The organism is Clostridioides sp. ES-W-0018-02 (assembly GCF_020658175.1).
In the GTDB taxonomy this organism is placed as follows: domain Bacteria; phylum Bacillota; class Clostridia; order Peptostreptococcales; family Peptostreptococcaceae; genus Clostridioides.
Genome location: NZ_JACVVY010000001.1, coordinates 398,924 through 418,199 on the forward strand (window position 1 = coordinate 398,924; position 19,276 = coordinate 418,199).

Sequence of the window (19,276 nt, forward strand, 5' to 3'; positions counted from 1 at the left end):
TCCTTTTTATAACTCTATGCTAAAATTATAGTTCTTGACAATGTATTTGTAAAATACTAAAATGTTAATAAAATCATAAGTATTTACTAATATTTGGTAAGGTCGTGATAATATGACTATTCGTAGCCTTGAGATATTTGTAAGGGTTGCTGAATGTGGCAAAATGAGTGAAGTTGCAAGAAATATGTATATTACACAGTCGTCAGTTAGTCAAGCTATTTCGGAAATAGAAAGAGAGTATGGAGTTAAATTATTTGATAGAATTTCAAAAAAACTATACCTAACTGAAGCAGGAAAAAAGCTTCTAGGATATGGAAAGCATCTTTTATCTATAAATGAAGAGATGATTGATTGTATGAAACATTGTGCTAAAAATATTAGAATAAGAGTTGGAGCAACAGTAACTGTTGGTACTTGTGTGATAAGCCCAATAATATTAGAGTTATATAAAAGAAACCCTTTAGTGGAACCTGAAGTGTTTGTTGAAGATACAAGTCTAATTGTAAAAAAATTACTTAATAGTGAATTAGATATTGCAATTGTAGAAGGAAAGATTAATCATCCAGATATTGTGATAAAAAGCATTATTAAGGACCACCTTGTACTTGTATGTTCCAATAAGCATAAATTTTACAATCGAGATTCAGTAAAAGTTTCAGAACTTTCAAACCAGCCATTAATTATGCGTGAACTGGGAAGTGGAACAAGAGCGCAATTAGAAAATCAATTGAAAGAATTAAAAATACCAATGAATATTAGATGGTCATGTTATAACTCTGAAGCTATTCTAAGAGCAGTTACAGATAATTTTGGTATTGCTGTTATATCTGAACTTCTTGTTGAAGATTACGTAAAGAAAAATCTTTTATGGTCTTGTGATATTGAAGGCATTGACTTATGCAGGACATTTGATATTGCATATCATAAAAATAAGTTTTTTACTGAGAATATAGCATCATTTTTTGATATTTCAGTAGAGTTTGGGAAAAAAGAAATGAGAAAAAAGATTAGTAGGTAGCAACTAAGTATAGTTGTTACCTTCTTTTTCATATCTAAAGTATATTCATAACTACAAAGTTTTGAATTTAGAAGTTGAGTGGTTATTATGTCATATTTATTGTTTTACTATTATTTATTTGCAGCAACTAAATAAATAACTGCATAAGAGGGCTAAACCAAAATGCTAGTAAAGTGTAAAGACTAGTATTTAAAGTATTTTTAGTCGAAACTCTATTACAAGCGATTAATAGTATTATAGACAAAATATGAGCAATAATTTCTAATATGTTTGAACTAAAGTCTTTAAAAAAGACTAAAAAAGAAAAAATATAAGAGATACTCATACATATAAAAAAACAATAATTCAGTATTTTAAATTTTAATAGTTGTTTTTTATTATCATTGATTGTCATAAGTATTCCTAAAATTATAGACAGAATGATAAATGTGTTTGATTCTTGCAAATAAGAAAAGACAGTCATAAATTTATTCTCCTAATATTAACTATAAATTGTAAAAAAATAATCTAAATACCTAATAATTGAATAAGCAATGAAATATGTAAATAAATAAAAAAGAAACTTTTTAAATCCATTTAATTTGAAACTTTTTTCTATCTTTTGACAAATGAAATTTATCAGAATGAAAACAAAAATCGCAATTAAAAAAGTTATTAAATACTTTAACATAGGATAATAGTCCATAAATAATTACCTCATAAATTAGTATAACTCTAGAGTAATATGAGTTGTTAATAATAGCAATCAATTTTGCAGAACTGTAAATAAATTGAAATAAATTATTCAAAAGGAAAAGGAGATATGGATTATGGATGAAAATTTAAGTAAAGAAATTAAAATGCTATGAACTATAGAAGTAGAAAAAATAAGATTATTAAATAATTCAGTTATCAATAGTAAGATTATTAATATGTTATATCTCAAAATAAAGGAATTTGAATTACCCATTTTTTCATGAAAAGCTTGAAAATGAGACTATTTAGAAACTATCCTGAGATTTTTTATTGATGATTATGTAAGATAATAATATTGTGGAAATGAAGAATTTTACTATCAAAACTAAATATATACTAGGCTAGAATTAAGAGATTACTCTAGCTTATTGAACTGACTAGGCAGGGTGTGAGGATGCTGTTATTTATTAAAAGAAGCAATGAAGTTAAAGTTAATACCACATAATAAAATTGTATCATTTGAAGATGATTTATCAATAGGTAATATTTCAGATGTAAATAATCAGGAATTAAGAGAAAATAATCCTAAATTATTATTTAACCTAAATTTACTAGAAGATAGAAAATTAGTAAAACATAGAGATATAATAATATGGTATGCAAATAATCCAAGATTTTTCTCTAAAGTCTCAAAGAAATGTTCTGATTTATGTTTAGGTTGTTGTGAAATATTTAGAACTTACATAAAAGATGATACCAATAAGAAGTGGTGTAAAGGTAAAAAATAGATTAAGTCAAAAGGTCATCTTGATAGATGGTCTTTTTTATATAATAAATTAAAAGAAGATGTTAGGGAGATTAAGTTTTTGAACTTATGAAACGAGCAACAAAACTTAATAGGAATTAGCTTTATTCCTTATTGTATGGTATAATATAAAATAGAGATAAGGAAGTGGTTAGTATAGGAATATTAAAAAATGCTGAATTAGTTAGAAAGATAGCACAGAGAATTGCTAGAGAAAAGGGAATAAGAGAGCAAGAGGCATGAAATGATGCTGTTACAGAGTATAAACAAAAACATAGATACTTAGTCTAGAGAATCATCTTGATAGATGGTCTTTTTTTATATAAGAAGTTTGTGTAATAAATTAAAAGTAAATGTAAAAAATATTATACAACTATAATAAGATAAAGTAATGTTTTTAAGGAGAAAAAGATATGCTCAATCAGTTTAATGAATTTCTTGGTAATTATGTAAATATAATTTCTGTAATTGCATCATTTGCAGCAATAGCAGCCTTAATTATATCAATTATGGCTTTTATGGAATCTAATAAACAAGCCAAATTGATATTAAAATATAGAAGAAATAATGAGAATAATATGGCGGGTGATTATTATGAGAATGGTAATGGATATATTAGACTTGATTCAAATAAGTTAGATGATAAAGCTAATATTTATGCTGAAATTCATAGTAATAACTTAGTTGATTTTGTAATAGAAAATAAAAGTACTATTGTTGCAAAAAGCCCCATATTAAGTTTGAAATTTATTAATATGGAAGTAGATATTGGAGAAAATAACAATTTTGAACAGATAAATAAAGAACTTAGATGGCACCCAAAAGATAATACTACAATTCATAAAGGAATAAATTTTAGAATAGAACAATTTAATTTTAAAAATTGTATTATGCTTAAAAAAGAAGCTTATATAGAAGTAGTATTATCAGCTGATAACATGGAAACAAAAGAATTTAGGATACCAATAAAGGCGTATTAAAGAACTCAATAACAGGAGTTCTTTTTTTAATTTAATTAATCTTAGTGGTTCTTATAGAGTTATATATTTCTTCCTAACTAAATAATAAGATACTAGTGTTATAATAGATACTAATATCACTGATATTATTGCAGTATCAAATTTTTTTATTAATAAACCCATTATTATGTATTCTAAACTTATTAAATAGTTAAAAAATAGTTCTAGTTTAATAGCTTTTTCTCTGTCTATATTTCCATATTTCAATTCTAACTTATCTAAATATTTTTTCTTGCAATAATTAGCTTTACCTTTAATTAAGTATCTTATTGTAGTTCCTATTGAGAATATTACTCCTATACTTAAAAGTGTATTGTTCCAAAAATCCATATATCATTATCTCCTTTATAATATACTCTATTAATGCTTTCTGTTTTGTCTTAAATATAAAAATATTATACGTATTAGAGTACCTATAAGCACTCCAGCAAGTAAAAAAATAAATAGTCTAATTGTATAAAAGCTTATTTCTTTTTTAGAAATAAATTCATAAGATATACATATTAACGCACCAATACAAAACCCTAGTATAGTACGGAAAGAATTCTTTAAAATATCTTTCATAAATAATCACCAACTCATATTATATTTACTTTTCTTAATCAAAGTATATCAGTAACATAAGTATAAAGAGTGTCTAAAATATTACAAATATTAACAAAGCACATAAAACTATAGTATAAATTGTAATAAAATGAATGAAAATTATCATCCTAAAACATAAGATATTTTATGGTGGTATTAGAATGAGAGAAAATTGAGTTGTATTTGTTTGGCTTAGCCGAACAATGCACACAGTAGATTATTTATATTTTCCAATATATGAAAGGTAGGCAATATGGAAACAAACCAATACAATAGACCACTATAACAATTACAATAGGGATAGTTGGCTTGTATTAAAGTATGGTTCAGTGAGTTTCTAACTACAATGCATTATATTGAGAAGCATATAATATTCAGGAAATAAGATATATATTTATTATTATCTTTCAAAACTATAGGAGAAAGAATAATTTAAGGGCGATAAAATGGAAGCATTAGAAGAATGAATAAAAAGTCAGCAAGAATAAGAGGAGTAGATTGAAAGGTAGCACTTAAAATAGTAGCTACCTTTTTATTTTAAACTACTTATTAACCTATATTAACACCAAAATTTCCACATAATCCTGCAAGCCCATCTTCAAAACCAGAACCTAAGGCATTGAATTTCCATTCTTCATTATGTTTATATAACTCTGCAACCACTATTGCTGTTTCTATACTAAAATCTTCACCTAACTCATATTTGATAAGCTCTTCACTAGTTTCTTCATTATAAATTCTTATATATGAATTTTCAACTTGTCCAAAGTTTTGTCTTCTTGTAACAGCTTCATTTATAGTAACAGTGAATGATATCTTTGCAATGTTTTGTGGTATTTTAGATAAGTCAACGCTTATTTGCTCATCATCACCATCTCCAACTCCTGTTCTATTATCTCCCATGTATTCAACTGCTCCAGAAGCATGTTTTAAATTATTGTAGAATATGAAATCCCCATCATTTGTTACCTTACCATCAGCTCCAGTTAAAAATGCAGAAGCATCTAAATCAAAATCAAAACCACCATCATATTTATTAGTATCCCATCCTAATCCTACCATTACTTTCTTAAGACCTGGGTTAGTTTTTGTTAAACTTACTTTTTGTCCTTTTGCTAAAGTTATACCCATTTAAAACAACTCCTTTTATAATTTTTTTGTTATAGTTAGTATTAACGATATATATCAGTTAATTCATGAAGCTCTTCATTTTGACCAATTCCTAGGGCATTAAATTTCCATTCGTTATTTCTACGATAAATTTCGCCAGCCAAAACGGTTACTTTACCAGAAAAGTCTTCTTGAAGGTTATATTTAAATAATTCTTGTCTAGAATTTGAATCAACTAGCCTTATAAAAGAATTATTCATCTGGCCAAAATCTTGATTTCTTTTTTTAGCTCTGTATATAGAAACTCCAAAAACTATTTTATGTACATATTCAGGTATATCACATAAATTGACATTTATTTGTTCATCGTCTCCTTCACCTCTTCCAGTTAAGTTATCACCAGTATGTATGATAGATTTAGAAGGATGTTTAAGGTGTCCAAAATAAACTAAATCTTTTGATGATTTCATTTTATCTTCACTAGTTAATGCTATTGCAAATGCATCTAAATCATAGTTTTTTTTACCTAATTTGTTCATATCCCATCCTAATCCTACAATTAAATTTTTTACAGGATTAGCATCTTTTACTAAACTTACTCTTTGTCCTTTTTGTAAATTAACACTCATTTTAAGTTCTCCTTTTAATATTTTTAGTTTTATTGACAGTGTTAAATATAATCATCATATTATTTTTATTATATACATATTTAGAGCAATTTGGCTATATTTATGAATCATTTTTATATAAATATCTTATAATCTATAAATATAGGTCTTGTGTAATTTTAAAACACTTTATAGTTAGTAATTACATAGGTGTTTAAGTTTATATTTGCTTTAATTGTTAAAAAAATCAATAAATGATATAATGGAGAATAATAATTATAAAAACTTCTAGTTTGCAGATAAGATTATATGCATAGGAATTTATACAAAGTTGGGAGATAATTATAATGTAATTATAGATATTAAACTAATAAATAATGTGAACTTAGAATAATGAGATAAATCTTAAAATAAATCTAAGTAGTGTATTTTTTGACTGTTTATTGTATGAAAAACAGCAAGCACAATTTTCAAATATAAAAATATAAGTTTTTTATATTTGAAATTTATGCTTGCTGTTTGTTTTTGTGATTATTCTATTTTTTTAAATCCATTTCCTAAAGCTTCATGTATATCTGTAATTATTATAAACGCATTAGGGTCGACACTTTTCACTAATTTTTTTAGTTCGACAACTTCTTTTTTTTCAACTACAACTAAAAGCACATTTTTATTTTCTCCAGTATAAGCACCTTCACCTTTTAGAATAGTTGCGCCTCTATCTAAATCTTCCATTATTCTTCTACTTATATCTTTTGACAGGTCAGATATAATAGTAAATGATTTTGAATAATTAAATCCTTCAATAAGTAAGTCACTAATCTTTACTAAAATGTATAGTGCCACAGTTGAATAAAGTGCAATCTCAACTTGCTTATTTACTATTCCCGATAGTACTACTACAACACAGTCAACAATACCCATCAAAACAGGAATACTAAGTGTAGGGAAATATTTATTCAATAGGAGTGCCATCAAATCGGTTCCACCTGTAGAGCCATTTATTCTAAAAATAAGGCCTTGACCAACTCCCATTAAAATAGAACCAGATATAATTGCAAGATACATATCATTTGTAATATCTAGTGTAGTCATATTTGCAGTAACTTTAAGTGCTATAGTAAGAAAAATTATTCCTAAGACTGTTTTAAAACAATCTTTCTTTGAAAGTATTCTGTAAGCAAATATGAATAGAGGTATATTTAAAAGTAAATTGACAATCCAAAGTTGTACACCAAATAATGAATTTAAAACAACTCCAAGACCTGTTATACCACCAGCAGCAATTGCATGTGGATTAAAAAACATGTTAAGAGAAATTGCCATTAATATACAGCCTACAATTAATATTAAAATTTCTGAAAAAGTTATTCTATCTTTTTTCAATAACATCACTCCTTATATATAGATTATAATATATATTATATAGTTTTTCCAATTTTTAATAAAAAAAATAAAAACATATTATAAAAATAATTTGATTGGAATTTTCTGAAAATTAATGCTATAATTAAAAATAAATTTAAAGGGAGGTTATAAAATGGCTAAACTGACTTTAGAGAAGATAAAAGGAAATACATATTATATTCCACTTCCTACAATAGTAGGTGTATATGTAGATGGAAATAATGCAATTTTAATTGACAGTGGAAATAACAAAGATACTGCTAGACAAATTCTTAGACTATTAGAGGAGCATAATTTAAATCCTAAATTAATAATAAACACTCATTCAAATGCAGACCATATAGGAGGGAATGCATATTTGAAAAATCAAACAAAATGTAAGATTGCTACAACTAAAATAGAAGGATACTTTACAGAAAATCCAATATTAGAATCGGCATTTTTGTATGGAGGGTATCCAAGTAAAGCACTAAAAAATAAATTTTTATTAGCAAAAGAGAGTGAAGTTGATTATATTATACCTTCAAATGGAAAAATTTTAGATACAGAACTTGAAGCGATTTCTCTTCCTGGTCATTATTTTGAAATGATTGGTGTTAGAACTCCAGATAATGTTTTGTTTGTTGCAGACAGTCTTACACCAGAAAATATAATTAGTAAATATCATTTCTTCTTTTTGTTAGATATAGATTCACAATTTAAAACGTTAGAAAAAATGAAAACTCTTAATGCAGATTTTTTTGTTCCAAGTCACTCTGTCAAGACTACAAGTATACAAGATTTAATTGATGTAAATAAAGACAAGATGGAAGAAATAATATCTAATATTAAAAAGGTTTGCTGTGAACCAATTATGATTGATGAAGTCATTGAAAAAATGTGTGATGTGTACAATATTAAATTAGATGCTAATCAATACGTTCTAGTTGGTAGTACAATACGTTCTTATATAACATATTTATATGAACATAATATGGTTGAGTATGTATTTGATGGTGGCAAGATGATGATAAAAGCTGTATAAATATTGAAAAATATCAAACTATGCAATAAAAATATTTTAATATAAGTATATTCTAAAAAATGGGATAGAAATAAAATTTGCTACCAAATTGCCACAATAACAAACAATGGTAGCAAATAATTTTATAATATATTTAAAAGTCTAAGAAACTTAATTTTTTATTAACTTATAATTGTTTTCTATATTTATCTTAATTTATCTTACATATAGTTTATTGCTTTTATAGAAAAAAGCTGTGCTGGAGGTTTTAAATGCAAGAAAAAATAAAATCTTTATACATTTTAGCAAGTGTATCTGTTATTGCTTTTATATTAGTTTTAGCATGCTTAATTTTTGGTTTAACTGGTACAATTGATTTTTGGCAAGGATGGATATTTCTGACTGCCTTTTGTATTCCAACTTGTATAATTACAATTTACCTGATGATTAATGACCCAGTATTACTTGAACGTCGCATCAAATCAAAGGAAACACGTCCACAACAAATACTTGGTCAAAGTATCGCTGGATTTCTTTTCTTATTTGGATTGCTAGGAGTACCAGCTCTAGACAACCGCTTTGCTTGGTCTAGTATTCCAATTATTTTGACAATAATATCAGATGTACTTATTTTAATTGGATTTATAATTGTATTCTTTGTTTTTCGCTACAATTCTTTTACATCAAAAGTTATAGTTGTTATGAGTAATCAAAAAGTAATTACTGATGGACCATATTCAGTTGTGCGACACCCTATGTATCTAGGTGCTATATTAATTATACTTTTTACACCTCTAGCACTGAATTCATGGTGGGGAATGATTGCTGTAATTCCTTTATGCATAATAGTTGTGTTTCGTATATTAGATGAAGAAAAGTTGCTTAGTGCTGAACTTGATGGGTATAAAGAATATTGTCAAAAAACAAAATATCGTATTATACCTTATATTTGGTAGAGTGCAAATTTTTAGTTTATTAATCGGATTAAATAACTTTGGTAAAAAGTCGAACATTTTAAGCTGTATTTCTATTTATTAATTAATAGTCAAGTAATTAATAAATAGAAATACAGCTTTTTTATATTAAATAATTTTAGGTGAATAGATATTTAATTATAAAATTATGCTATAATTTGTAAGTAAAGAGGTAAATTTATAAAAATTAAAAAAATAATTAATTATAATAAGGGGGAAATATTAGGAATTATGAATAAAAAGTTCAAAAAATTCAGTAAAAAAATAGGTATATCAACTTTGGCTTTGACTCTAATTCTTTTTAATAGTTTAACTGCAAGTGCACAAATCAAAGAAGATTCTATAATAGGAACTGATAGATATGAAACAGCAGGGCTTATAGCAGATAGGCAGACTTATGACACTGTAATATTGGTTAATGGAGATAAAAATTTATCTGATGGACTTTCATCAAGTGGACTAGCTGGGGCTATTAACGCGCCAATACTTTTGACTAAAAAGGATGAAATACCAAAAGCCACTTCAAATAGACTAGATAACAAGAATTTGAACGTTGTAAAAAAAGTGTACATAATTGGTGGTTATAATACTATTGAAAGTTCCGTGGAAAAAGATATAAAAAGAAAAGGTATTGAAGTAGAAAGGATAAGTGGAAATAATAGAATTGAAACTAGTTACAATGTAGCAAAAAAAATAAATGAAGTTAGTAAGGTAAAAGATGTCATGTTGACAAATGGGTTTGTAGGAGAGGCTGATGCTATGAGCATAGCACCTGTAGCTGCAAAAAACAAAGGAGCCATAATACTTACAGATGGTAAATCAATTCCATTTAAGATTGAAGGATTAAATATTTATGCTATAGGTGGCAAATCTGCAATAAATGAGGATTTGGTAAGGGAGACTAATGCAACTAGAGTTGGTGGAAATGATAGATTTGAAACCAATAAAAAAGTAATAGAAAAGTTTTATAATGAATCAACTGACTTTTACATAACAAGAGGATATCAATTAGTAGATTCATTAACACTATCTCCTCTAGCAAAAGAAAAGCCAATTGTTTTAGTTGCTGATGGAAGTAATAAAAGTATTTTAAAAGGAGCTAAAAGTATAACAAAAGTTGGAGGAATTGATGCCAATATATATAAACAATGTTTAGATATGGTGGAATATAATAGTATGAATATAACTCCAAATATTGTAAAACACTTAACTTCAATTGAAGGAAATGAAGTTTCTGAAGTATATATAGAAACTGATAATTTAGGTGTAGTTGTTGAAAAGACGAATACTGATAAATTTGAGTTTGATTATGTAAGTGTAACTAATGAAAAAAATTGTACTTTTTCTGTGAATAAAGAGACTGCTTCTAATAATGGAAAAAATGGAAAGTTGGTTGTAAGTGCTAAGAAAACAATAGAGAAGAAAGATGGTCCCTTGCAAGATATGAATGGCGATAATATGATAAATGCAAATAAAGATAAGAGAGTAAATGTAATAAAGATTGGAATTCCAGATAAAGTGTATTCTAATTTTAAAGTAGATGTTGAACGAGGCTCAGTAGAACTTTATAATATTAAGGGGGGAGCTACAGTTGATGTCAATGATGGAATTGCGAAAGTTATCGACAAAAGTGTAACATATCCTTTTAATATAAATACTAATAGTGGGATTTCAGGTGTAACAGCCGAAACTATATCATCTGAGATAAAGTTTAGAGGAAACAATGGAATTGTAAATGTAACAGCTACAAATATAAGTGGCAATATAAGTTTGTTTGGAAAGGACAGCAAAGATACCTTTGATGGCATATTCAAATTAAACTTGAAAAAAGAACCATCAAATTTACACTTGAAGTTGATTGGAAATGGTCTGAATAAATTACCAGAAGGTTGGTCTAAAGATTATATCTTAGGAAATGGACAACCAATTGTCGAAGTTAAAAACAGTGGCATAAATAATATATCAATTGGAGAATAAAAACATATAAAAATAGAGCTTATATAATTTTAAAATTATTATAAGCTCTATTTATATTACCAATACTTTCCATGTAGCATTATGTACTTAACAGTTATCTGCTTTAAATGAATTCTCTAAAATATCATAAATTTGTTTTGCAAATTGACGAGAATGTTCTTCTTTTTCTGTATCCATAAAATTAGGCTTACCTAAATCACGTTCAACAAGCATTCCTATATATTTTAACTGTGAATGTTTGCAATAACGCTTTATACCATCTTCCCAGATATCAGCTCCTTTTTCAGGTCTATATCCACAAGTTGTAATAAGTGCTACTGATTTTCCTGACCATAGTGCTGGTCCTTTTTCATCACCATAGTATTTATTCATACCATATACCAATCTATCGAGTAATGCTTTCATTGGAGAAGTGCAATACCAAGAATAAATTGGAGTTGCAAGAATAATTAAATCACACATAAGAACCTTTTTGAAAATTTTATGAACATCATCTTGACGACAACATCCAAAAGAAGATAAATTTTCTTGACATTTTTTACAGGCAATACAAGGTTCTATTTGATAATCATACAACCATAACATTTCAAGATTTGCATTATAGTTTTCTAGTTCTTCTATAAATGGTTCTAAAATAGAAGCAGTATTACCATTTTTCTTAGGGCTTCCCATAAGAATACATACTTTCATATTAACACCTCCATATTATTTTAAAATAATGTTTAATGATATAGTAATATTTAAATTTTATAAAAACTTTTTAAATATATATTCTATAAAATGAGTTTCATTTCATTTAGTAGTTTAAAACCAACAGCCTAAAGAAGTGATTTTAGAAAACTAGCAATATTAGTAACTATGTAGAATGCTAATAAAATTAAAATCATCCATGTAAAAATATGATTTTTGTATGGATATATCTTATTAATTCTTTTTCCAATACGTACCAGTAAAATATACATTAAAAAATATGCTAAAAAGACCATTAAAAATTTCATATATAACCTCACAATTTTAAAGTTTCATATAAATTTAGGATACTACGAGAATACATTAACAACAATACACTTTTTTAATCTGTAATAAAGTTGAAATAAATCATTCAAAAAATTAGGCAAAAACAATTAAGATTGGATATAAAATATATTCAATATAATAATTTTAAGTTATATTTTTTTATTAGATAGATGAATTTATGGCATAAAAACTTATAAATATTATTATTGAATGTTTACTATATAAAATACTTGAAATACATACTTTAAGCATATGTATATAGTTAACTATACCAATCTATAGTAAAATATATTATAAACAGTATAGGAACTTAATTAATAAAATCATCTATAACTTTGGAGGTATAAAATATGTATTTAAATCAAGAATATAGTTTTATAAAAGAACATGCACCATGTTATATATATGATGAGATTAATATAATCGAAAGGTGTATGGAGTTAAAAAATAGTATTTTAGGTTTTGATTTTTTATATTCCATCAAAACAAATCCATATAATAAAATTGTAAAAAGCATTGCTAAACAAGGGTTTGGAACAGATGCAGCATCCATGAAAGAAGTATTGATTTCAAAAGAATGTGGAGTGGATAGAGATAATATTTACTATTCTGCACCAGGAAAGCTAGAAGAGGAGCTAGAAGCTGTTTTAGATAAGTGTATAATTATTGCAGATAGTATAACAGAAATAGAACTTATAAATAAAATATCAGAAAAACAAAATAAAAAAATTAAAATAGGCATAAGAATAAATCCTGCTTTTACTATGGATGATGATAGCTCTATATCAAGCAAGTTTGGTATTGATATAGAAGATATAGATAATGTTTTTAAAATACTAAATCTTTGTAACTATATATCTGTGGTTGGAATTCATATACATATTAAATCTCAAGTGTTAGATTTTGAAAAGTTAGGATGTTATTATGAAAAATGTTTTCTCATAGCACTAAATTTAAATAAAAGTGAACATATAAATATTGAATTTATAAATTTTGGTAGTGGTATTGGAGTAGTATATGACAATCTTAAAGAAAGTCCAGTTAATCTTAAAAAGCTTTCAATATTAACTGAAAAGATGGTTTCTACTAATGCAAATACATTAAAGGCTAGACTCTTTATTGAATCAGGTCGTTTTGTAGTTTGCACATCAGGTAATTACTATACTAAAATTGTCGATATTAAGGTATCAAGAGGGATAAAGTATCTTGTTGTAAGAAATGGTCTTAATGGATTTATGAGACCTATTATTTCTAATTTAATTGAGAAAGTAACTTGTGGTGTAGAATTAGAAGGGCAAGAACCATTATATACATCAAATCATGCATTTTATTTTTCAGTATTAAGTAGTTCAGAAGAAGAAGAATATGTAACAATAGTTGGAAATCTTTGTACATCATTAGATGTGTTAGCTAATAATGTTAAATTAAAAAAGGCAGTTATAGGAGATGTGATTTCAATTAATAATGCAGGTAGTTACTCATATTCTCTATCTCCATTAATGTTTTCAAGCTATGAATTTCCTAAACAATACTATAGAAGAAAAGATGGATGGATTGATTAGTTAGGATCTAAATATATATAATAAATATGATTTTAAGTTTATAATGACTTTTTTAATTATTTAATAACTTTTAAAATTGATTTAAAGTATGCATCATTTGCTTAAAAATTATAAAATTTAATACTAAAGCTATAAGTATAAGGTATATAGGGATTAGTAATAACTCTTTATACTTTATTTATTTTAAGGAGTTACTATTTCAATAATAGTTTATTGTGGAGAAGATAAACTATTAGCAAAGATAATAGAATTATATTATAAAAGATTAAAGGAAAGCCATGTGGTAGTAATTGTAAAAGATTATAAACCATATCAAACAGAAAATATGTATGTTATGGGGGAGGAATTTGGAACAAAATTCAAAGAAACAAGTAAGGCTATATGAGAAAAATTCACTTCAATATATGATGATGACCTATAGTCAACAATGTACAAAGCAGAAACTTTGTAAAAGAAAAATACAGGTTAATGTCCTTGTCTTAATATCCTATATGTTTTTTAATAAATTTATTGTACTAAATTTTTATAAACAAAAATATTCTTTTATTTTATTTCAATATAGATATTATATTTAAGGTGACCTTGATGTTTATTTAAGGCTATAAATATGATACTATTTAGATAATACTATTATTAATATATGGGGGTATATTATGAGTTTTAAGAAATATGTAAAATCATTATTAATAGTTTCTAGTCTAATATTGATAATGAGTAAAGCTGGTTTTGTAGCAAATGCATTAGATTTAGGTATTGATAGTGATATTCAATATAATAATAGAAAGAATATGAATGAATTAGATATAACAAGTAGTTTTCCAGATGATTCTTTTAGAAGAGATATTGTAGAAATGGTATTGGAAAACAGAAACGATCCAACAACAAATGAAATTGCATCAAAAGATAATTACAAGATATATAAAAGCGATTTAAATAAAATTGAGAATTGTTTAGAATTAAATTTACATAAAAATCCAGATGTTCCTAATCCAAAAAAAATAGATAACTTAGATGGAATAGAAAATTTTAAAAGTCTAGAAAAACTTGATTGTAGTTCAAACAATTTAGAAAATATAGATTTAAGTGAAAATATAAAATTAAAGTATATAGACATTAGTGGAAATAAGATATTAAATATAGATTTAAAAAATAATAGTCTTATTAATGAATTAAATTGTGATGCAAATAAATTAACCAGTTTAGACCTTAAAAATAATAAAAACTTGGTAAGTTTATTTTTTACGAGTAATGAATTAACAGAAATAAATTTAAGTAATAATAAAAATTTAAAAAGTTTGCAATTTCTTAATAACAATTTAAAAAGTATAGATTTAAGCCATAATCCAAAATTACAATCTTTAAATTGTACTAACAATAAACTTGAATCTCTCAACTTAAGTAATAATGTTATTTTAAAAAATTTAAGCTGTTCAGGTAATAATCTAAGAGAATTAAACATAAAAGGGCTTGTAAATCTTGAGTACTTAGGGTGTGCTAAGAATAAATTACAAGATTTAAATGTGTCTACAAATATAAATTTACGTTCTTTACTTTGTGGTAATAATAGTTTAACTAAAATAGATATCAGTAAAAATAAAGAATTAAATTCACTAGAGTGTAGTAGCCAATATATAGAAAAAAGTATTATAAAAATAGGTGAAAACATAGTTGTGGACATAGGAAAAGAAAATTTAAAATTAAAAGAATTATATCCACGAAATTATGACACATCAACTGGTTTTTTAACATGGAAGAATGCTTCTGATTTTCCAAGTAATGTAAATTATAGTTTGCAATATAAGTATGGTCCAGTAGATGACACACAATATATGGACGTAAATATATCAGTAGATAAATTAGTAAAATGTAGAATTAGATATATAGATTATGATGGGAGTATAATTAATGAAAAAGAGATATTAGACAATTCAAGTATGAATGAAATTCAAGCTAATCCTCAAAGAGAAAACTATGAATTCAGTGGTTGGAGAAATAACAAAGATGAAAAAGTATATACATCAGAACAGGTAAGTAGATTAGTTTTTAATGATAGTATTGACTTTATAGCAACTTATAAAAAAGAATCAACGGGCTCAAGTGGTTCTTCTGGTGGAACTTCAAGTAAAGAGGACTTTAATACAATACTATCTAAGGAAAAAATAACAGGTACAGATAGAAATGATACCTCTGTGAAGATAAGCCAAAAAGGTTGGAGAAAAGCTGATAATATAGTATTAATAAATGATTCTAGTATATCAGATGCTTTATCAGCAACACCATTTGCTAAGTCAAAAGATGCACCAATACTACTTACTCAAAATAATAACTTAAATAAGTTAACAGAAAAAGAAATAAATAGATTAGAAGTAAAAAATGTGTATATAGTAGGTGGATTAAAGTCTGTAGGTGAAAAAGTAGTATCTGATTTAAAGACAAAGGGATTAAATGTAATTAGGATATCTGGAAATGATAGATACGAAACATCAATAAAACTTGCAAAAGAATTAGATAAAAACTCCAAGTTGTCAAAAGTGGTAGTGGTTAATGGAGAAAAAGGACTAGCTGATGCAGTAAGCATGGGAGCTATATCAGCAAAAGAGGAAATGCCAATTCTTCTTACCAATCAAAATGATGATATGAAAGATATAAAAGACTTAATAGCTAATAAAGACATATCAAAGTCATATGTAATAGGTGGAGAATCTTTATTTAATACTAAAGAAGTGAGTAATACATTACCATCTGTAACTAAAATAGCGGGTTCTGATAGAACAGAAACTAATTCAAAAGTAATAAATCATTTCTATAGCAAAGAGATACTTAATGACTTATATGTAGCTAAGAATGGAATGAATAAACAAGATGATTTAGTAGATGCTTTATCAGTAGGAGTACTTGCAGGTAAAACTGAATCTCCAGTAGTCTTAGTTGGAAGTGGATTAGATAATAGTCAAAAAGAGTTAATTAAGAATAAGAAATTTAAAAATATAACTCAAATTGGTGGGAATGGAAATGAGAAAGCTTTTGAGGAAATAGAAAAAATAGTTAAGTAGATTAGAGGGTAGCAACTATAATTAGTTGTTACCTTCTGTTTTGTTTTTACTATAAATTCAATACCTTTTATTCTATATTCATCAAATCAAAATAGGCATATACTATTGCTTGAACACATACCTGTTTGCTTATAAAAACTTATTATTTTCTTTTACATATAATTATATACAAAGTTTGTTTTTCCATTTGAGTCATCTATTTTGTAATCCCTCATGTTGTTCAGAATTATTGAAAGTACCTATTAAAACATTCATAAAAGTATTTAATTTGATCATACAACATCCTCCTATATTATTGATTAACTAGTACTGATCGATTATGATAAGTATACTTTATTTTTAGAAGGGTGGAAGTATAGAAGTACTGGAAATCTACTATATAATAAAATCTTCACTTGATTATACAAAGTAAAAAATACATTGGAATGAGTGACCTTGAAGAGAATGTGAAAAATAAGAAATATTACTAGAACAATTATTAAGAACAGAAATTATATTAATAAATTATCTATAAAATAATATCTTTTGATGGTTAAAAAAGAGATAAATGTAAATTTTATAAAATGTTAGCAAAAGAAATATCAAAAATTTGAAATAAAAAGATTTATAAAGAACATACATAAAATTTAACTTAAGATTTTAATTTCAGTTTTAATAAATAGAAAAGATGAAAAATTAGATGTAAATAAATTAAATGAATTTGAATAGTATTTCATAAATCTAAAATACGATTAAGAATAAATTTGCTGGCAAAATAAATTTGGTAATAAATTTATTTTGCCATTAATTAAAAATTATTGTATAGTGTAGTAGTTTGCTTTAGGATAAACATACTTATAGTATAAAGTTTTATGTAGTTTTGTGAATTATAAACAGTCTACAATTGTTCCTTCAGGAAATAATCTCCTAAAAACAAATCTCACTAAAGGGCCTGCAATTAGTAGTTGCAACGGCAATGCAATGATAAAGTTGTTGAGTATATTAACAGCCCATACAAATAAGGTTGTGCTAGAGAAACCAACTGATTCAATGGCTCCAAATAAAGACATACATATAACCATCCCACATACCATACAACTTGATATAACAATGGCCTTTGCAATTTGTTTACTTTGTGGATTTACAATGCAAAATGCAATTTTTTTAGCAATTTTAGAAACAATAAACCAATCAAAAATCATACCTACTACATAGGCTAGCGGAAACCCCATCCAAGCATTTTTTACAGTTTCTGATGAAAGACCTTCATGTAAAGAGATATTATAGATACTCATAAAAAATACCATAAAAGCACACATAAGCACTGTGAATATCAAACTTTCTTTTTTATTTTGTGGCATACTTATTTACCTCCCAATTTAATTTATTTATATTAGGATTATACATTAAGAAAAATTTTAGTGTAAGTAATTTTTTTTATTTTTCATTTTTTTATTTAATTGAAAATTATTTTGATATAATGAAAAATTAAATTTAAATATAGGATATGATTTTAAGAGGATAAGTAATTAGAATAGTTATTATAAATTAAGTTACAGTTTATGAAAATTACTATTTTATATTGTCTAAAATAAGATAGAATAAATCAAAGATTTAAAAAAAACTTTAACTTAAAAATAGACATATTATTGAAATCTAAATTAATCTTAAGAAGAATATTCCCAAAAATTAAATACAAATACACTTTTAGTTTTTTGAAATCATTTCTCTACAAAAATAGGAAATATAAACATGTCTATGATATATATGGTCTCTAATATATGAATCAATAAGAAAATTTAAATTTTTATTTCTTTGATAATCTATATCTTATTTATGTACTTAAATTTATTATGTAGAATAATCATTACTTATGTAATTTGTTATAGAATTATAGCAAGAAATAAATTATGGAAAAAATTGGAAAATATTATTATCGACAAAATCTTTGACTTAAAAACTATATTGCGATAGTATTAATTTAATAAAAGTTTGAGAGGGGCGTAAGGCTATGACAATTTCAAAAATACCACAAGCAGAGTTAAAAGTTATGAAGTTTATTTGGGAGAAAAATGATACAGTAACATCAAAAGAAACTATTGAAGCTATGGAACAAAAATATGGATGGAAACAAACAACAACATTGACACTTTTATCAAGACTTGTTAAAAAGCATTTCTTGAATGCAGAAAAAATAGATAGATATACTCATTATACGATAGTTGTTGGTCACAAAGAATATTTGAATGTTGAGACAAAAGATTTTTTAAGTAATATACATGATAATTCTTTACAAAGTTTACTTTCAGCATTACATGAAGATGAAGTGATTGACAAAGATGCATTAGATTTATTTGAAAATCATTTTAAAAATTTAAAGGATGAATAAATATATGTATTTATATGTTTAAGTTTTTAATAGATAGATATATACAAAAATCTATATTGGTATTATTTAATAAGTTACCAACTATTTATAAATTG

14 protein-coding genes and 1 pseudogene are annotated in these 19,276 nt (G+C 25.5%); 9 read left to right on the forward strand and 6 right to left on the reverse strand.

Features of this window, described 5'->3' with window-relative positions; translation table 11 throughout:
* The first annotated feature begins 112 nt into the window (after positions 1 to 112).
* From IC219_RS01940 to IC219_RS01950, 3 genes and pseudogenes are all read left to right on the forward strand, one after another.
* Positions 113 to 1,018, forward strand: coding sequence for a LysR family transcriptional regulator (locus IC219_RS01940; protein ID WP_227830997.1), 906 nt, complete (start codon positions 113 to 115; stop codon positions 1,016 to 1,018).
* 1,151 nt (positions 1,019 to 2,169) lie between these two features.
* Positions 2,170 to 2,481 (forward strand): annotated as a pseudogene (locus IC219_RS01945) (DUF1835 domain-containing protein); the annotation flags it as partial.
* Between the two features lie 430 nt (positions 2,482 to 2,911).
* Complete coding sequence (locus tag IC219_RS01950; RefSeq protein WP_227435989.1) at positions 2,912 to 3,478, forward strand: hypothetical protein; 567 nt, start codon at positions 2,912 to 2,914, stop codon at positions 3,476 to 3,478.
* 51 nt (positions 3,479 to 3,529) lie between these two features.
* Here the strand turns inward: IC219_RS01950 and IC219_RS01955 are convergent, their stop codons facing one another.
* The 4 genes from IC219_RS01955 to IC219_RS01970 all read right to left on the reverse strand — a co-directional run bounded on the left by IC219_RS01955 (position 3,530) and on the right by IC219_RS01970 (position 7,212).
* Entirely contained in the window at positions 3,530 to 3,847 is a 318-nt protein-coding gene (locus tag IC219_RS01955) for a hypothetical protein (RefSeq protein WP_227435991.1), read from the reverse strand.
* An 804-nt stretch (positions 3,848 to 4,651) separates the two neighbouring features.
* Positions 4,652 to 5,233 (reverse strand): TerD family protein, encoded by a 582-nt coding sequence (locus tag IC219_RS01960; RefSeq protein WP_227435993.1) that lies wholly within the window; start codon positions 5,231 to 5,233, stop codon positions 4,652 to 4,654.
* A 41-nt stretch (positions 5,234 to 5,274) separates the two neighbouring features.
* Positions 5,275 to 5,841 (reverse strand): TerD family protein, encoded by a 567-nt coding sequence (locus IC219_RS01965; protein WP_227435995.1) that lies wholly within the window; start codon positions 5,839 to 5,841, stop codon positions 5,275 to 5,277.
* Between the two features lie 510 nt (positions 5,842 to 6,351).
* Positions 6,352 to 7,212: a YitT family protein gene (locus IC219_RS01970; RefSeq protein WP_227483129.1), complete on the reverse strand. Its 861-nt coding sequence runs from the start codon at positions 7,210 to 7,212 to the stop codon at positions 6,352 to 6,354.
* A 148-nt stretch (positions 7,213 to 7,360) separates the two neighbouring features.
* Between IC219_RS01970 and IC219_RS01975 the strand changes: the two genes are divergently transcribed.
* From IC219_RS01975 to IC219_RS01985, 3 genes are all read left to right on the forward strand, one after another.
* Positions 7,361 to 8,251 carry an MBL fold metallo-hydrolase gene (locus tag IC219_RS01975; protein ID WP_227830995.1) on the forward strand — a complete coding sequence of 297 codons (891 nt, stop codon included), beginning with the start codon at positions 7,361 to 7,363 and terminating at the stop codon, positions 8,249 to 8,251.
* Positions 8,252 to 8,502: 251 nt separating this feature from the next.
* Positions 8,503 to 9,186: a methyltransferase family protein gene (locus IC219_RS01980; protein ID WP_227483128.1), complete on the forward strand. Its 684-nt coding sequence runs from the start codon at positions 8,503 to 8,505 to the stop codon at positions 9,184 to 9,186.
* A gap of 249 nt (positions 9,187 to 9,435) precedes the next feature.
* Positions 9,436 to 11,181, forward strand: coding sequence for a cell wall-binding repeat-containing protein (locus tag IC219_RS01985; protein WP_227830994.1), 1,746 nt, complete (start codon positions 9,436 to 9,438; stop codon positions 11,179 to 11,181).
* 87 nt (positions 11,182 to 11,268) lie between these two features.
* Here the strand turns inward: IC219_RS01985 and IC219_RS01990 are convergent, their stop codons facing one another.
* Entirely contained in the window at positions 11,269 to 11,871 is a 603-nt protein-coding gene (locus IC219_RS01990) for a flavodoxin family protein (RefSeq protein WP_227483126.1), read from the reverse strand.
* Positions 11,872 to 12,548: 677 nt separating this feature from the next.
* On the opposite strand from IC219_RS01990, the gene IC219_RS01995 reads away from it, so the two are divergent.
* Positions 12,549 to 13,760, forward strand: coding sequence for a pyridoxal-dependent decarboxylase (locus IC219_RS01995; protein WP_227830993.1), 1,212 nt, complete (start codon positions 12,549 to 12,551; stop codon positions 13,758 to 13,760).
* Between the two features lie 653 nt (positions 13,761 to 14,413).
* Complete coding sequence (locus tag IC219_RS02000) at positions 14,414 to 16,813, forward strand: cell wall-binding repeat-containing protein (RefSeq protein ID WP_227853311.1); 2,400 nt, start codon at positions 14,414 to 14,416, stop codon at positions 16,811 to 16,813.
* Between the two features lie 866 nt (positions 16,814 to 17,679).
* On the opposite strand, the gene IC219_RS02005 is transcribed toward IC219_RS02000, so the two are convergent.
* The gene (locus tag IC219_RS02005; RefSeq protein ID WP_227436019.1) at positions 17,680 to 18,153 is read right to left on the reverse strand and encodes a DUF2798 domain-containing protein; all 474 of its coding nucleotides are present in this window, start codon (positions 18,151 to 18,153) and stop codon (positions 17,680 to 17,682) included.
* A 650-nt stretch (positions 18,154 to 18,803) separates the two neighbouring features.
* Here IC219_RS02005 and IC219_RS02010 point away from each other — a divergent pair.
* A complete protein-coding gene (locus tag IC219_RS02010; protein ID WP_227436021.1) occupies positions 18,804 to 19,181 on the forward strand; it encodes a BlaI/MecI/CopY family transcriptional regulator in 378 nt (125 codons plus the stop codon).
* Positions 19,182 to 19,276: the final 95 nt, after the last annotated feature.

What these genes read in the sequence shown, in the direction of transcription:
- IC219_RS01940 (WP_227830997.1), top strand. Translation starts at nt 113, where the DNA reads ATGACTATTCGTAGCCTTGAGATATTTGTAAGGGTTGCTGAATGTGGC.
- IC219_RS01950 (WP_227435989.1), top strand. Translation starts at nt 2,912, where the DNA reads ATGCTCAATCAGTTTAATGAATTTCTTGGTAATTATGTAAATATAATT.
- IC219_RS01955 (WP_227435991.1), bottom strand. Translation starts at nt 3,847, where the DNA reads ATGGATTTTTGGAACAATACACTTTTAAGTATAGGAGTAATATTCTCA.
- IC219_RS01960 (WP_227435993.1), bottom strand. Translation starts at nt 5,233, where the DNA reads ATGGGTATAACTTTAGCAAAAGGACAAAAAGTAAGTTTAACAAAAACT.
- IC219_RS01965 (WP_227435995.1), bottom strand. Translation starts at nt 5,841, where the DNA reads ATGAGTGTTAATTTACAAAAAGGACAAAGAGTAAGTTTAGTAAAAGAT.
- IC219_RS01970 (WP_227483129.1), bottom strand. Translation starts at nt 7,212, where the DNA reads ATGTTATTGAAAAAAGATAGAATAACTTTTTCAGAAATTTTAATATTA.
- IC219_RS01975 (WP_227830995.1), top strand. Translation starts at nt 7,361, where the DNA reads ATGGCTAAACTGACTTTAGAGAAGATAAAAGGAAATACATATTATATT.
- IC219_RS01980 (WP_227483128.1), top strand. Translation starts at nt 8,503, where the DNA reads ATGCAAGAAAAAATAAAATCTTTATACATTTTAGCAAGTGTATCTGTT.
- IC219_RS01985 (WP_227830994.1), top strand. Translation starts at nt 9,436, where the DNA reads ATGAATAAAAAGTTCAAAAAATTCAGTAAAAAAATAGGTATATCAACT.
- IC219_RS01990 (WP_227483126.1), bottom strand. Translation starts at nt 11,871, where the DNA reads ATGAAAGTATGTATTCTTATGGGAAGCCCTAAGAAAAATGGTAATACT.
- IC219_RS01995 (WP_227830993.1), top strand. Translation starts at nt 12,549, where the DNA reads ATGTATTTAAATCAAGAATATAGTTTTATAAAAGAACATGCACCATGT.
- IC219_RS02000 (WP_227853311.1), top strand. Translation starts at nt 14,414, where the DNA reads ATGAGTTTTAAGAAATATGTAAAATCATTATTAATAGTTTCTAGTCTA.
- IC219_RS02005 (WP_227436019.1), bottom strand. Translation starts at nt 18,153, where the DNA reads ATGCCACAAAATAAAAAAGAAAGTTTGATATTCACAGTGCTTATGTGT.
- IC219_RS02010 (WP_227436021.1), top strand. Translation starts at nt 18,804, where the DNA reads ATGACAATTTCAAAAATACCACAAGCAGAGTTAAAAGTTATGAAGTTT.